The sequence below is a fragment of the Cellulomonas sp. NEAU-ZC6 genome (genome assembly GCF_056844425.1).
Genome location: NZ_JBXFYH010000001.1, coordinates 2,046,844 through 2,060,069, shown reverse-complemented (window position 1 = coordinate 2,060,069; position 13,226 = coordinate 2,046,844). Strand labels below are relative to the sequence as shown.

At 73.9% G+C, this 13,226-nt stretch carries 15 protein-coding genes and 3 tRNA genes; 8 read left to right on the top strand and 10 right to left on the bottom strand.

Annotation, left to right across the window (positions count from 1 at the left end; all coding sequences use genetic code 11):
* Position 1 precedes the first annotated feature (1 nt).
* The gene (gene rarD, locus AC1050_RS09565; protein ID WP_482387111.1) at positions 2-961 is read right to left on the bottom strand and encodes an EamA family transporter RarD; all 960 of its coding nucleotides are present in this window, start codon (positions 959-961) and stop codon (positions 2-4) included.
* A gap of 283 nt (positions 962-1,244) precedes the next feature.
* Between rarD and AC1050_RS09560 the strand changes: the two genes are divergently transcribed.
* Positions 1,245-2,642 (top strand): FAD-dependent oxidoreductase, encoded by a 1,398-nt coding sequence (locus AC1050_RS09560; RefSeq protein WP_482387110.1) that lies wholly within the window; start codon positions 1,245-1,247, stop codon positions 2,640-2,642.
* 107 nt (positions 2,643-2,749) lie between these two features.
* Here the strand turns inward: AC1050_RS09560 and AC1050_RS09555 are convergent, their stop codons facing one another.
* The 3 genes from AC1050_RS09555 to AC1050_RS09545 are packed head-to-tail and all read right to left on the bottom strand — an operon-like array spanning position 2,750 to position 5,243.
* Positions 2,750-3,493, bottom strand: a complete 744-nt coding sequence (locus tag AC1050_RS09555) for an amino acid ABC transporter ATP-binding protein (RefSeq protein WP_482387109.1) — start codon at positions 3,491-3,493, stop codon at positions 2,750-2,752.
* Positions 3,490-4,392 carry an amino acid ABC transporter permease gene (locus AC1050_RS09550; protein ID WP_482387108.1) on the bottom strand — a complete coding sequence of 301 codons (903 nt, stop codon included), beginning with the start codon at positions 4,390-4,392 and terminating at the stop codon, positions 3,490-3,492. Before AC1050_RS09550 ends, AC1050_RS09555 begins: the two co-directional genes overlap by 4 nt.
* A complete protein-coding gene (locus AC1050_RS09545; protein WP_482387107.1) occupies positions 4,392-5,243 on the bottom strand; it encodes an ABC transporter substrate-binding protein in 852 nt (283 codons plus the stop codon). Before AC1050_RS09545 ends, AC1050_RS09550 begins: the two co-directional genes overlap by 1 nt.
* A gap of 126 nt (positions 5,244-5,369) precedes the next feature.
* Here AC1050_RS09545 and htpX point away from each other — a divergent pair, with 126 nt between their 5' ends.
* Positions 5,370-6,245 (top strand): zinc metalloprotease HtpX, encoded by an 876-nt coding sequence (gene htpX / locus AC1050_RS09540; RefSeq protein WP_482387106.1) that lies wholly within the window; start codon positions 5,370-5,372, stop codon positions 6,243-6,245.
* A gap of 24 nt (positions 6,246-6,269) precedes the next feature.
* On the opposite strand, the gene AC1050_RS09535 is transcribed toward htpX, so the two are convergent.
* From AC1050_RS09535 to AC1050_RS09515, 5 genes are all read right to left on the bottom strand, one after another.
* Entirely contained in the window at positions 6,270-6,752 is a 483-nt protein-coding gene (locus AC1050_RS09535) for a hypothetical protein (protein ID WP_482387105.1), read from the bottom strand.
* Positions 6,749-8,224: an alpha/beta hydrolase family protein gene (locus AC1050_RS09530; RefSeq protein ID WP_482387104.1), complete on the bottom strand. Its 1,476-nt coding sequence runs from the start codon at positions 8,222-8,224 to the stop codon at positions 6,749-6,751. The genes AC1050_RS09535 and AC1050_RS09530 overlap by 4 nt, the downstream gene beginning before the upstream one ends.
* Complete coding sequence (locus AC1050_RS09525; protein WP_482387103.1) at positions 8,221-9,021, bottom strand: hypothetical protein; 801 nt, start codon at positions 9,019-9,021, stop codon at positions 8,221-8,223. The genes AC1050_RS09530 and AC1050_RS09525 overlap by 4 nt, the downstream gene beginning before the upstream one ends.
* A complete protein-coding gene (locus AC1050_RS09520; RefSeq protein ID WP_482387102.1) occupies positions 9,018-9,488 on the bottom strand; it encodes a putative T7SS-secreted protein in 471 nt (156 codons plus the stop codon). Before AC1050_RS09520 ends, AC1050_RS09525 begins: the two co-directional genes overlap by 4 nt.
* A 109-nt stretch (positions 9,489-9,597) precedes the next feature.
* Positions 9,598-10,098, bottom strand: coding sequence for a YajQ family cyclic di-GMP-binding protein (locus AC1050_RS09515; protein ID WP_482387101.1), 501 nt, complete (start codon positions 10,096-10,098; stop codon positions 9,598-9,600).
* A 125-nt stretch (positions 10,099-10,223) separates the two neighbouring features.
* Here AC1050_RS09515 and AC1050_RS09510 point away from each other — a divergent pair.
* From AC1050_RS09510 to AC1050_RS09485, 6 genes are all read left to right on the top strand, one after another.
* Positions 10,224-10,305: transfer RNA gene (locus AC1050_RS09510), tRNA-Tyr, on the top strand.
* 168 nt (positions 10,306-10,473) lie between these two features.
* Positions 10,474-10,545, top strand: a tRNA-Thr gene (locus tag AC1050_RS09505).
* Positions 10,546-10,592: 47 nt separating this feature from the next.
* Positions 10,593-10,666, top strand: a tRNA-Met gene (locus AC1050_RS09500).
* A gap of 83 nt (positions 10,667-10,749) precedes the next feature.
* A complete protein-coding gene (gene rpmG, locus AC1050_RS09495) occupies positions 10,750-10,920 on the top strand; it encodes a 50S ribosomal protein L33 (protein ID WP_147463597.1) in 171 nt (56 codons plus the stop codon).
* 17 nt (positions 10,921-10,937) lie between these two features.
* Positions 10,938-11,387, top strand: a complete 450-nt coding sequence (locus AC1050_RS09490) for an FAS1-like dehydratase domain-containing protein (RefSeq protein ID WP_482387100.1) — start codon at positions 10,938-10,940, stop codon at positions 11,385-11,387.
* The gene (locus AC1050_RS09485; protein ID WP_482387099.1) at positions 11,387-11,812 is read left to right on the top strand and encodes a MaoC family dehydratase; all 426 of its coding nucleotides are present in this window, start codon (positions 11,387-11,389) and stop codon (positions 11,810-11,812) included. Before AC1050_RS09490 ends, AC1050_RS09485 begins: the two co-directional genes overlap by 1 nt.
* Positions 11,813-11,899: 87 nt before the next feature.
* On the opposite strand, the gene AC1050_RS09480 is transcribed toward AC1050_RS09485, so the two are convergent.
* Positions 11,900-12,967 carry a LacI family DNA-binding transcriptional regulator gene (locus tag AC1050_RS09480; RefSeq protein ID WP_482387098.1) on the bottom strand — a complete coding sequence of 356 codons (1,068 nt, stop codon included), beginning with the start codon at positions 12,965-12,967 and terminating at the stop codon, positions 11,900-11,902.
* Positions 12,968-13,226 lie beyond the last annotated feature (259 nt).

The following is a 13,226-nucleotide window of genomic DNA, read 5'->3' as shown; positions in this document are numbered from 1 at the left end:
GTCAGGCCACGGCGGCCGCGCGCAGCCGGCGTCCGCGCTGGGCCCGGACGCCGTCGGCGGTCAGCAGCACCAGGGCCACCCAGACCAGACCGAAGCCCCACCAGCGCGCGGGCGGCATCGTCTCGTGCAGCACGACCACGCCGATCACGAGCTGCAGCACCGGCGCGAGGTACTGGAGCATCCCGACGACGCTCAGCGGGAGCCGCCGCGCGGCCTCGCCGAACAGCAGCAGCGGCAGCGCCGTCGCGATCCCGGTGCCGGCCAGCGCGAGGGCGTGCCAGCCGCCGCTGGTGCCGAACGTCGCGTCGCCGGTCGTCTGCAGCCAGATCAGGTAGCCGGCCGACACCGGTGCCAGCACCAGCGTCTCCGCGGCGAGCCCGGGCGCGGCCGCGACGCTGCGTCCGACGCGGTTCTTGATCAGCCCGTAGACGCCGAACGACACCGCCAGGGTGAGCGCCACCCACGGCAGCCGGCCGTAGCCGACGGTGATGACGACCACCGCCGCGACGCCGAACCCGAGCGCCACCCACTGCAGCCGCCGCAGCCGCTCGCGCAGCACGACCACGGCGAGCAGCACCGTGACCAGCGGGTTGATGAAGTAGCCGAGGGAGGCGTCCACCACGTGCCCGCTGAGCGCGGCGAACACGAACGTCAGCCAGTTGACGGCCAGCAGCACCGCGGCGGTCGCCACCAGTGCCATCGTCCGGCGGGCCCGCAGCACCACCCCGAACGCGTGCCACGTGCGGGTCGCGCTCAGCACCGCGGCGCAGAAGATCAGCGACCACAGCACGCGGTGCGCGACGACCTCGACGGCGCCCGACGGCTTGAGCAGCTCGAAGTACAGCGGCAGCACGCCCCACAGCAGGTACGCGCCGAGGCCCGTGGCCAGGCCGCGCGGGTCGAGGGCGGTGGCGGCCGGGGGTGCGGGGGTCGTGGCGACGGCGGGAGACGGGGTGGTCACCCCCGCACGCTAGTCCTGCCTCCCGCGCCGGGAGGCCGCCGATGCGGTGCCGGCGGGCGGACGGCAGGAGTTCGCCGCGGGTCGGCAGGATCGAGCTGTTCGCGGCGGCGGTGTCCCGCCTCGATCCGTCCGCCCGTCGGAGATGCTCCGCGCGGTGAGTTAGGCCGCCCTACACTGGGTGCTCCACCCCGCGCGCGCCGCGCCGGGCGCCGGCGCTGACGTCCCCGAGCGGACGCCGCCGGGGCCGCGCACCGCCGGGACCATGAACACGGAAGGTACCTGCGTGAGCTCGAACCGCCCTGTCCGCGTGGCCGTCGTCGGCGCCGGACCCGCCGGGATCTACGCCTCGGACATCCTCAGCCGGTCCGGCCTGGACGTGTCCATCGACCTGATCGAGCGCCTGCCGGCGCCGTTCGGCCTGGTCCGGTACGGCGTCGCCCCCGACCACCCCCGCATCAAGCAGATCATCGTGGCGCTGCACAAGGTGCTCGAGCGCGGCGACATCCGGCTGCTGTGCAACGTCGACTACGGCGTCGACCTCAAGCTGGAGGACCTGCGCCGGCACTACGACGCGGTGATCTTCGCGACCGGGGCCATCAAGGACGCCGACCTGCCGATTCCCGGCATCGAGCTGGAGGGCTCGTTCGGCGCCGCGGACTTCGTGTCGTGGTACGACGGGCACCCCGACGTGCCCCGCACGTGGCCGCTCGAGGCGCAGCAGGTGGCCGTGCTCGGCGCCGGCAACGTCGCCCTGGACGTCGCGCGCGTGCTGGCCAAGCACCCCGAGGACCTGCTGCCCACCGAGGTCCCGGCCAACGTCTACGAGGGCCTGCTCGCCAACCCGGTCACCGACGTGCACGTGTTCGCGCGCCGCGGGCCGGCGCAGGCCAAGTTCTCCCCGCTGGAGCTGCGCGAGCTCGGCCACGTCCCGGACGTCGACGTGATCGTGTACCCGGAGGACTTCGACTTCGACGAGGGCTCGATGGCGGCCATCCACTCGTCGAACCAGACCAAGCAGGTCGTCAAGACCCTCACGGACTGGACGCTGAAGGAGCCGGAGGAGATGACGGCCAGCCGCCGCATCCACCTGCACTTCCTGCACAAGCCGCTCGAGGTCCTCGGCGAGGACGGCAAGGTGGTCGGCCTGCGCACCGAGCGCACCGCCCTGGCCGGCGACGGCACCGTCGCGGGCACGGGTCAGATGCACGACTGGCCGGTGCAGGCCGTGTACCGCGCGGTCGGCTACTTCGGCTCGCCGCTGGTCGACATCCCGTTCGACGAGGGCAAGGGCGTCATCGCCAACCGCGAGGGCCGCGTCGTCGACGTGGACGGCGAGCCCGTGCCGGGCGTCTACGCCACCGGCTGGATCAAGCGCGGGCCGGTCGGCCTGATCGGCCACACCAAGTCCGACGCGAGCGAGACCGTCCGGCACCTGGTCGAGGACGCCGGCGACGTGACCGAGGACGGCAACCCGTTCCTGTCCGCCACCGAGGCCGACCCGCAGGCGGTGGTCGACTTCCTCGACGCCCGCGGCGTCCAGGCGATCCAGTGGTCCGGGTGGGAGCTGCTCGACGCGTACGAGCGCTCGCTCGGCGAGCCGCACGGCCGCGAGCGGGTCAAGGTCGTCCCCCGCGAGGAGATGGTCCGCGTCGCCCTGGCCCTGGCCGCCGACGAGTCCTGACCCGCCCGGCCTTCGTCGAGGTCAGCCGAGGTCGAGGGGTTGCCGCCCAGCAGGGCGCTCAACCCCTCGACCTCGCCGCAACCCCTCGACCTCGCGGCGCGCCGGGCCTAGCCCGTGATGCGGCGGAGGAACTCCTGCGTGCGCGGCTCGTGCGGGGCGCCGAGGACCTGCTCCGCCGAGCCCTGCTCGAGGATCCGGCCCTGGTGCAGGAAGCACACCTGGTCGGCGACGTGCCGGGCGAACGCCATCTCGTGCGTCGCCACCACCATCGTGGTGCCCTCGTCCTTGAGCTCGCCGAGCAGGTCCAGCACCTCGCCGACCAGCTCGGGGTCGAGCGCGCTGGTGACCTCGTCCAGCAGCATCAGCGCCGGCTGCGTGACCAGGGCCCGGGCGATCGCCACGCGCTGCTGCTGACCGCCGGACAGCTCGTCGGGGAAGGCGTGCGCCTTGGCGCCGAGGCCGACGCGCTCCAGCATCGCCGCCGCGCGGTCCCGGGCCTCGGCCCTGCCGACCTTGTGCACCAGCCGCGGGGCCAGCGTCACGTTGTCCAGCACCCGCAGGTGCGGGAACAGGTTGTAGGCCTGGAACACCATGCCGATCCGCGCGCGGACCGCGTTGGCGTCCACCCGCGGGTCGGTGACCTCCTGGCCGGCGACCTCGATGACGCCGTCGTCGACCTCCTCCAGCAGGTTGATGCAGCGCAGCAGCGTCGACTTGCCCGACCCGGACGCGCCGATCAGCACGACGACCTGGTGCTCCGTGACGTCGAGCGACAGGTCGTCGAGCACCACGTGCTCGCCGAACGCCTTGCGCACGCGGTCGACCCGCAGCAGGGGAGCGGTGGCGGTCATCGCATGGCCCCCGCCCCGGCGAGGCCGCTCTGCGACCCGAGCCAGCCGCCGCGCTTCGCGAGCGCGTCCGTGAACCGGGTGAGCGGGATGGTGAGCAGGACGAACAGCACGCCCGCCACGACGTACGGCGTGAAGTTGGCGTAGGCGGCCGTCTGGATCTGGGCGGCGCGCACCGCGTCGACCGCCCCGAGGATCGAGATCAGGCCCGAGTCCTTGGACAGCGACACCAGGTCGTTGAGCAGCGGCGGGATCACCCGGCGCACCGCCTGCGGCAGCACGACGTGCCGCATGGTCTGCCCGCGGGTCAGGCCCAGCGAGCGCGCCGACGCGATCTGCGAGGGGTGCACCGACTCGATGCCCGCGCGGAACACCTCGGCCACGTACGCGGAGTAGGTCAGCACCAGCGCCAGCCCGCCGAGCACGACCGCCGACGTCGGGACGCCCTGCAGCCGGAGCCCCGGCACGCCGAAGCCGACCAGCAGCAGCACGAGGATCAGCGGCAGCCCGCGGAACACGTCGACGTAGCCGGTGGCGAGGGCGCGCAGCGGGAAGAACGCCGGCCCGCGCAGGGTCCGGGCGAGCGCCAGCAGCAGCGCGACGACCACGATCAGCACCGCGGACACGGCCATCACGCGGACGTTCAGCCAGAGGCCCTCGAGCACCTTGGGCAGCGCGGCCCAGGCGACGTCGGGGTCGAGGAACGACTGCCGCACCCGCGGCCAGCCCGGGGAGCTGACGAGCCCCAGCACGGCCACGGCGGTGACCAGCACCGTGCTGACCAGGGCGACGAGCGTCGAGCGCCGGGTCTGGCCGCGCCGGTACGCGTCGCGCTCACGCTGGCGCGCGGACGGCACCCACGCCGGGCGGGTGCCGTCCGCGGGGGCGACCTCTGCGGGCACTACTGCAGGACCGGGGCGCCGGCGGCGTCGGTCAGCCACTGCGCCTCGAGGTCGGCCAGCGTGCCGTCCTCGCGCAGGGCGTCGACCGCCTCGGTGACCGGGTCCGTCAGCGACGAGCCCTTGTCCAGCACCAGGCCGAGCTGGTCCGCGTCGTCGCCGGCGGGCAGCTGACCGACCAGGACGCCGCCGTCCAGCTCCGCCGCGGTGATGTACAGCGCGGTGGGCAGGTCGACGACGATCGCGTCGACCAGGCCGGCGGTCAGCGCCTGCTTCACCTGGTCGTTGTCGTTGAACACCTGGATGTCGGTGCTCGGGTCGATCGCGTCCTCGGCGACGGTGAGGCTGGTCGTGCCGACCATCGCGCCGAGCTTGAGGTCCTGCAGGTCCGCCAGCGAGGACGCGTCGGCAGCGGCGGAGCCCTCCAGCGTGACGACGGCCTGCGCGGTGTCGTAGTACGACGAGGAGAAGTCGAGGTTCTCCGCGCGCTCGGGGCTGATCGACACCTGGTTGATCGCGAAGTCGAAGCTCTTCGCGCCCGGGGCGATGATCTGGTCGAACGTGACCGGGACCCACTCCACCTGGTCCTCGCCGTAGCCGAGCTGCTGGGCCACCGCGTACGCCACGGCGGACTCGAAGCCCTCGCCGTTGGTCGGGTCGTTGTCGACGATCCAGGGCTCGTAGCCCGGGTCGGACGTGCCGATGGTCAGGACGCCGTCGGTCAGCGTCTCGAGGGCGCCGTCGGTCGCGGAGGTCTGGGTCGAGCCGGAGCCCGACTCCTCGTCGACGGGCGCGCAGGCCGCGAGCGCCAGCGCGCTCGCAGCGGCCAGGGCGATGAAGCGGACGGTACGCACGGAGGACTCCTCGGGGGGCGGGCCAGGGCGGGCGGGGCACAGGATACGGGGAACCTCCCAGGTCGCCGCCACGTTGTCCTCCACGCGGGACGAGATGACGACCGCACGCTCACGGGAAGGACGCACATGGGACACCGGCACTACAACGGCCTCAAGACGGCGCTGCTGTTCGGCGTGCTCTGGGCCGTGCTGCTCGGCATCGGGGCCTTCGTCGCGAACGGGCGGTTCATCTTCCTGTTCGCCCTGGCCGGTCTGGCGATGACCGCGTACTCGTACTGGAACTCGGACAAGATCGCGATCCGCGCCATGCACGCCCGGCCGGTCTCGGAGATCGAGCAGCCCGCGATGTACCGCATCGTGCGCGAGCTCTCGACCGCCGCCCGCCAGCCGATGCCCCGCCTGTACATCTCCCCGACCGCGGCGCCGAACGCCTTCGCGACCGGGCGCAACCCGCGCAACGCGGCGGTCTGCTGCACCGAGGGCATCCTGCAGATCCTGGACGAGCGCGAGCTGCGCGGCGTGCTCGGCCACGAGCTGATGCACGTCTACAACCGCGACATCCTCACGTCGTCGATCGCCGCGGCGGTGGCCGGCGTCATCACGTCCGTCGCGCAGTTCGCGCTGTTCTTCGGCGGCGGCAGCGACCGCGAGCGCGGCGGCAACCCCATCGCGGCGCTGCTCATGGTGTTCCTGGCGCCGGTGGCCGCGAGCCTCATCCAGCTCGCGATCAGCCGGACCCGCGAGTACGACGCCGACGAGGACGGCGCCGCCCTCACCGGCGACCCGCTCGCGCTGGCGTCCGCGCTGAGCAAGCTCGAGCGCGGCACCGCCGCGCGGCCGCTGCCCCAGGACCGCGACCTGGTGGACGTGTCGCACCTGATGATCGCCAACCCCTTCAAGGGCGCGGGCATCGGCAAGATGTTCGCGACGCACCCGCCGATGGCCGACCGCATCGCGCGGCTGGAGCGGATGGCGGGGACCGGCGGGATCCAGCGGTACTGACACGATCGGCTCCGTGCCCGGGGCTCAGGGCGTCGGTGCCGGGCTGCCGAGCGCGGCGCTCGCGTCCGGCGGCGTGCACGCACGAACCGTGGCGGTGGGATGCGGCTCGGTCGGCTGGGGGCCGTAGCGCTCCTCGGCGGAGCCGTCCCGGCCGGTCAGCGTGAGCAGGTCGTACGAGCGCCCGTCCGCCGTCACCTGGACACCGAGGTCGACGCCCGCGCGCCCCTGGTGCAGCACGGAGAGCGCCTCGTCGAGCACGCACGCAGGGTCCGCACCGGCGTGGATCGTGATCTCGCCCGCGTAGGCGGCGGGGTAGCCGAACGGGTGCTGGAACCGCAGGTCGGCCGACCTGACCCCGGGCAGACCGGCGACCTGATCGAAGAGGACGTCGTCCGGGACGGCGCCCTCGGGGGCGGAGCCCGACGCGTCGTCGGACACGCCTCGGAGGCACGCCGTGAGGAGCACGAGCGTGATCGCTGCGAGCGCGAGCAGGGGCCCTCGCCTCATCGGCTGCCCACGTGCCAGCGCGACACCGTCGCATCGCCCGAGAAGAAGTGCTCGGTCCCGTCCAGCCACGCCCGGACGGACGGGTCGTCGGAGGCATCCACCAGGGCCCCCGTCGCTGCGTACACGTCCGTGCCGTGCGCCGCTCCGATCGACGGCTCGGGGAGGACGCCGCTCCGGACGGTGCCGAGATCGCGCCCGACGGTGACCCAGTTCGCGCGATCCGGGTTCTGCCGCCCCTCGAGCATGGGCACCGCGTCCTGGGCGTGCTCGAGCGACAGCACCGACACCGAGTCGGGGACGTCGAACCGGGCGATCGGCGCGCCGCCGGTCACCACCCTCTCCACGGCGAACTCCTGGCGGAAAACCGGGTCGGAGGCGAGCGCGGCCGCTGTGATCCCGCCCTGGCTGTGTCCGGTGAGCATGACCGCGTCCCCGGGCGCGACCCCGGCCTGCCGCATCGCCTCGGCGACCTGCTGCTGCATGAACGTCGCGTCGCCCGCCATGAGCCGGACGTTCGTGGTCAGGTCGACGGGGTTGTCGCCGCGGGTGGGTCCCCACGCCTGGGTCCCGGGGATCTGCACGATGTACGACGTTGACCCGTCGGGGCGCGCGACCTCGACGACCTGGACCGTGCCGACGTCCGCGCCGACCTTCGACTGCTCGAGGAAGATCTCCTCGATCGAGGTCGGCGCGTGGCTCCCCGTGGGATCGGCGGCACGCGACACCCCGACCGCCCCGGTGTCCTGGAACATCCCGAGCAGCCCGCCCGCGTTGACCAGCCCGCCGATCGCGTCCTCGTAGGACGTGCTCGGCCACGTCCCGCCGGAGAGCGCGAACGGCAGGACGAACCCGCCGGCCGGCCCGCCGAGCATCGAGCCGACCGACCACGTCGTGCCCTGGAGCAGCCCCGGTGCCACGCGGACGAGGCCGTCCACCAGCCACGGGTTGTCGTACAGGCCGCGCACGGCGGTGTCCCCGAGGCTGCCGAGGTCGGTCGTGCGTGCCGCGAGGACCAGCGCCGGCCACGTCGCGGGGGTGGCCAGCGCCACGCCGGCGCCGCCGACCAGCAGCACGCCACCACCGAGGGCGAGCAGCGGCAGGGCCGCACCGAGGGTGAACCCGGCGACGGTCTGCAGCTGGTCGAGGACCCGCTGCGCGGACGCGTCGACGAGCTCGTAGGTCGTCGCGGACGCCCGCAGGACGAGCGCGGTGGCCTCGAAGCCGGTGCTCACCACGAGCAGCCCGTCGGCGCCGATGGTGGCACCCGCGACGGAGACCGCCACCGACGCGACCTCGGCGGGGCAGAGCAGGGTCGCGATGGTGACGTCCGGGTGCAGCGCCACGGCGGCGACCGACCCGCTCCACCGCCGGACGTCGTCACCGGCGCCGTCGAGCAGCCCGGCCTCCGACCGCAGGTCCTGCAGCCGGGCGCCGACGCCGCCCGCGCCGCCGCTCACGGTCAGCCCGGTCATGCGCCCGCCTCCGTCGCCGCGGCGGCGAACCGGCCGGTCAGGTCGTGGAGCAGCGCGGCACGGACGTCCGCGCGGCTGCGTGGCGTGTGCACGATCCGCGCGTCCGCGGTCCGGGTCAGCTCGACCCAGCCCGCGTCGGTGCGCAGCAGGCCGAGCGTCGACACGTCCGGCCGCCGGCGGCTGCTGACGGAGACGACGACGTTGCCGTCGGTGCTGCGCACGGCGGCCTCGAGCACCGCGGGCGGCCCGTCGGTGCCGAGCTCGGCGCACAGCGCGTCGACCGTGGCGTGGTCGCCGGTGCGCATCGCCTGCGCGAGCGCGACGGTGAGCTCCTCGGGCACGGTGGCCGGTTCCGCCTCGGCCCGCACGGGAGCGTCGGGGAGGTGCCGGAGCACCTCGTCGGCGAGCCGGGACACCGGGAACGCGCTGACCTCGACCCCGGGGCGCGGCGTCGTGCCGGCCGGACCGGCACCGGGTGTCACGTCGACGCCCCGGGCCACACCCGAGCCCGCCTCGGCGTCCGACCAGAGCACGGCGAGCACGGCACGCTCGCGTGCGACGGCGGCCACCTCGACCGCGACGACCGCCGCGCCACCACCCTCGACGGCGGCCCGCAGGACGGGGTCGACGTCGTCGGGAGCGCCGGCCGGGACCGTGACGGGCGTGCCGTCCCGGTCGACCGGCAGCGCGGCCGCCCAGCCCGGCAGGCCCGTGACGGCGGCGCAGGCCTCCGCCCACTCCTGCTCGCCCAGCCGAGCCCGGAGCGCCCCGTCCTGCAGCGTCGGCGCGGCGGTCACCCGAGGCGCCCGATCCGGTCGGCGAGGCCGGTCCACGCGGGCTGGCCGGGGGAGGGGAGCCCGCCCGCCACGGTGCCGAGCAGCACCCGGGCGGCGTCCCGGGTGCCGCGCTCCGCCACGGTCAGGACGTCGTCCGCCAGGCCACCGAGCCGGTGCACGGTACGCCGGGCGTCGTCGACGCGGTCCTCGACGAGCTGCATCGCGCGCCGGATCGCGGCCTGCCGCGCCTCCAGCCGGTCGGCCAGCGCGTCGAGCGCCCCTGCGGCGCCCAGCACCGCGTCCTGCGCCGCGGCCACCCGCGCCCCGTGCTGCGCGAGGCGCTCGCGGTACCGGTCGGCCGCGACGCCCGCCCACGCGATGCCGGCGCCGGACCGCACCCGGTCACCGGTCCGGTCCAGGTCGTCCGCCGTCGAGCGCATCCGCCGCGCGTGCTGCCGGATCGCGTCCGGGTCTCCGCCTGCTGCCATGCCGTCGATGCAAGCAGAGGTCACGGGCCCGGCGACAGGCCGTCTTCTGCATCTGTGGACGACGGAGGCCGGGCCCCGGAGCGGGTGCCCGGCCTCGGCGACCGCCGGCTCAGCGGTAGTTGATGAACTGCAGCGCCGCGTCGATGTCGTCGGCGCCCTTGAGCAGCGCGATGACGGCCTGCAGGTCGTCGCGGGACTTCGCGGAGACCCGCACCTCGTCACCCTGGATCTGCGTCTTGACGCCCTTCGGGCCCTCGTCACGGATCAGCTTGGTCACCTTCTTGGCGTTCTCGGTGGAGATGCCCTCCTTGATGACGCCCTCGAGGCGGTACTCCTTGCCCGACGGCCGGGGGTCGCCCTCGCCGGTGTCGAAGGCCTTCAGCGAGATGTTCCGCTTGATCAGCTTGGTCTGGAACACGTCCAGCACCGCGCGGACCCGCTCCTCGGAGTTGGCGATCATCACGATCTTCTCGCCGCTCCACGCGATGGAGGCGCCGACTCCCTTGAAGTCGTAGCGCTGGGCGATCTCCTTGACCGCCTGGTTCAGCGCGTTGTCGACCTCCTGGCGGTCCACCTTGCTGACGACGTCGAACGACGACTCGCTCGCCATGACTCCTCCTGACGTGTGGTGCGGGTGCTGCAGTGCCCTCGTCGGCCCCGGTTTCGGTCCGGGCCCGATCCCTTGCTATCCTTCCATCCGCACCCCGGAGACGCAGTCACCGTGGCGCGCACCCTGGCGGGTTACCCGAGTGGCCAAAGGGGGCTGACTGTAAATCAGCTGGCAACGCCTACGGGGGTTCGAATCCCTCACCCGCCACGCACGTCGACGGGGCGTCTCTCCTCCGGGAGGGCGCCCCGTCGGCACGCACGGGCAGGCTCGACCTGCTCCGGACGCAGGGCAGGACCGGCTCCGACGGACGCGATCGCGCGGCTCACGGGGCCGATTTCGCACCGGCCCGGAGCACCGTGTAGCCTAGTCCGCGCTGCCCCGATAGCTCAGTGGTAGAGCACTTCCTTGGTAAGGAAGAGGTCACGGGTTCGAATCCCGTTCGGGGCTCTGTGGTGTGCCGCTAGGCCAGGACTCGTCCTGGCCGGTGCATCCGAGGCGGGGTAGCTCAGTTGGCGAGAGCGCACGACTCATAATCGTGAGGTCGCGGGTTCGAGCCCCGCCCCCGCTACAAGGACTGAACCAGTCGCGCGTCCGCCGGCGCGCGTCGACGAAGATCGCAAGCGCTGTCTCGGCGCGAGAGGTGGCAAGACCATGGCCAGCAAGAGCTCGGACGTCCGTCCGAAGATCACGCTCGCGTGCACGGAGTGCAAGGAGCGGAACTACATCACGAAGAAGAACCGTCGGAACGACCCCGACCGGCTCGAGATGAAGAAGTTCTGCCCGCGCGACGGCAAGCACACCGTCCACCGCGAGACCCGCTGACCCCTCAGCACATCGTCGTGGCCGTCAACCCCGAGTACGCGGGACGCCAGTACCCGCCGAACGAGGCGTACGAGGTCGGCCGCGAGAAGCTCCGCGAGTTCGCGGAGTCGGTCGGTGCCCTGCACCCGGCCCACACGGACGCAGACGCGGCGCGAGCACTCGGGTACCCCGACGTGATCGCGCCGCCGACGTTCGCCGTCGTCGTGGCGCAGCGCGCCGAGGCGCAGCTGATCGAGGACCCCGAGGCGGGCATCGACTTCAGCCGGGTCGTCCACGCCGACGAGCGGTTCATCCACCACCGCCCGATCCACGCCGGCGACCGCCTGGTCACGGTGCTGCACGTGGACGCGGTGACCGAGCGCGCGGGACTGTCGATGGTGACGACGCGCGCGGTCATCGCCGCGGAGGACGGGGAGCCGGTCGCCACGGTGACCTCCACGCTCGCGGTCCGGGGGGAGGACGCCTGATGGCGCGCCCGACGTTCGAGGACCTGGCCGTCGGCCAGGAGGTCGCCCGCCGCGAGATCGCCGTCGACCGGTCCCGGCTGGTCCGGTACGCCGGTGCGAGCGGCGACTTCAACCCGATCCACTGGAACGAGCGGTTCGCGACCGAGGTCGGCCTGCCCGGCGTCATCGCGCACGGCATGTGGACCATGGGTGCGGCCGTCGGCGTCGTCGCCGACTGGGCCGGCGACCCCGGCGCGGTGCTCGACTACCAGACCCGGTTCGCCCGCCCCGTGCCGGTGCCGGACCCGGGCGCGGCGACCGTCGAGGTCGTCGCCGCCGTCGGTGCCCTGGACGCGGACTCCCGCACCGCGCGCATCGACCTCACGGTCACGACCGCGGGCACCCGCGTCCTGGCCAAGTGCCAGGCCCTCGTCCGCCTGACCTGAACCCCCGCGCGGCCGGGCGTTGAACGCGGACGAACCCGTCCGTCTCGTCCCGGTTCGTCTCCCGGGTTGTCCGCGTTCAACGGGGGACTAGGTGCGCGGCGCGGGGCCCGTGGTCGTGCCCGGGCGGAGGTGGACCGGGAGCACGGCGTCCGGCGGGGTGTCCCCGGCCAGGAGCGCCTCGATCGCGTGACCGACGGCCGCGCCCTTGTCGGCGATCGGCTGGACCACCGTGGTGAGCACGTCCGGTGCCAGCCAGGGCAGGTCGAGGCCGTCGAACCCGGCGACCGACACGTCCTCCGGGACCCGCAGGCCGAGCTCGCGTGCGCCGAGGACGACGCCCGACGCCAGCAGGTCCGAGTGCGCGACCACCGCGGTGGGGCGCTCGGCGGCCGGCCCCGACAGCAGGGCGTGGGCGGCGGCGGTGCCGTGCTCGACCAGCGAGGCCGGCGTCTCGTACACGGCGGTCGGCGTGACGCCCGCGTCCAGCACGCCGTCCAGCCGGCGGCGGGCGAGCGTCCAGACGATCTCGTCCTGGCGCGCGGCGTCGGCCAGGCCGAGCCGCCGCTCGGGACCGAACGGCAGCGTGACCGCCGCGATCCGGGTGTGCCCGAGCTCCACCAGGTGCCGCGTGACGTCGGCGACGCCGCCGCGGTCGTCGATGCCGACGGTGACCACGTCGCGCAGGTCGTGCCCCTCGACGACGACGGCGGGGATGCCGCGGCGCTCGAGCGCGCGCAACGTGGGGTCGTCCAGGGTGCCGCCCCAGATCATCACGGCGACGTCCATCGCCGCGGACTCGACCAGCGGGTCGACGGCGGGCTGCCCGGGGTCGGTGTTGCCGGGGATCAGCAGCACGCCCAGCCCGAGCGGCCCGAGCGCGTCGACCAGGCCGTCGAGCAGCTGCACCGAGATCGGGTCCCGGAACGCCCGGCGCAGCGCGTCGCCGACGACGACGCCGACGATGCCGGACCGGCCGCTGCGCAGCTGCCGGCCGAGCGGGTTCGGGCCGGAGTAGTCGAGGGACGCAGCGGCGTCGAGCACCCGCTGCCGGGTCGCGCCGGCGATGGGGCCGGCGCCGGAGAACGCGAGCGACGCGGTCGACACCGAGACCCCGGCGGCGGCGGCCACGTCGGCCAGGGTCGGGCGGTGGGACACCGGCTGGCCTCCGGGACTGGGGGGCGGGGGAGGCGCCGATCACAGACGGCGGAAGTCTGTTGACGCCGCCGCCAGCGTACCCGCAGACTTGAGCCATCCCCCGAATCGATTCGACAGAGCATCTCGGTGCCTGGATCGAATCGATTCGAACGATCGCTCGACGATCTGTTTCCCGTCGCTTGACCACCCCTCGTACCGATCTGGAGCTGCCGTGAGCCAGCCGCGGGCCCGTACCGGCCGCGCCCCCCTCCGCCCGGCC

Coding starts and splice junctions, on each gene's coding strand:
- AC1050_RS09555 (WP_482387109.1), bottom strand. CDS start 3,493: ATGACCGCCACCGCTCCCCTGCTGCGGGTCGACCGCGTGCGCAAGGCG.
- htpX (WP_482387106.1), top strand. CDS start 5,370: ATGGGACACCGGCACTACAACGGCCTCAAGACGGCGCTGCTGTTCGGC.
- AC1050_RS09535 (WP_482387105.1), bottom strand. CDS start 6,752: ATGAGGCGAGGGCCCCTGCTCGCGCTCGCAGCGATCACGCTCGTGCTC.
- AC1050_RS09530 (WP_482387104.1), bottom strand. CDS start 8,224: ATGACCGGGCTGACCGTGAGCGGCGGCGCGGGCGGCGTCGGCGCCCGG.
- AC1050_RS09520 (WP_482387102.1), bottom strand. CDS start 9,488: ATGGCAGCAGGCGGAGACCCGGACGCGATCCGGCAGCACGCGCGGCGG.
- AC1050_RS09515 (WP_482387101.1), bottom strand. CDS start 10,098: ATGGCGAGCGAGTCGTCGTTCGACGTCGTCAGCAAGGTGGACCGCCAG.
- rpmG (WP_147463597.1), top strand. CDS start 10,750: ATGGCCAGCAAGAGCTCGGACGTCCGTCCGAAGATCACGCTCGCGTGC.
- AC1050_RS09485 (WP_482387099.1), top strand. CDS start 11,387: ATGGCGCGCCCGACGTTCGAGGACCTGGCCGTCGGCCAGGAGGTCGCC.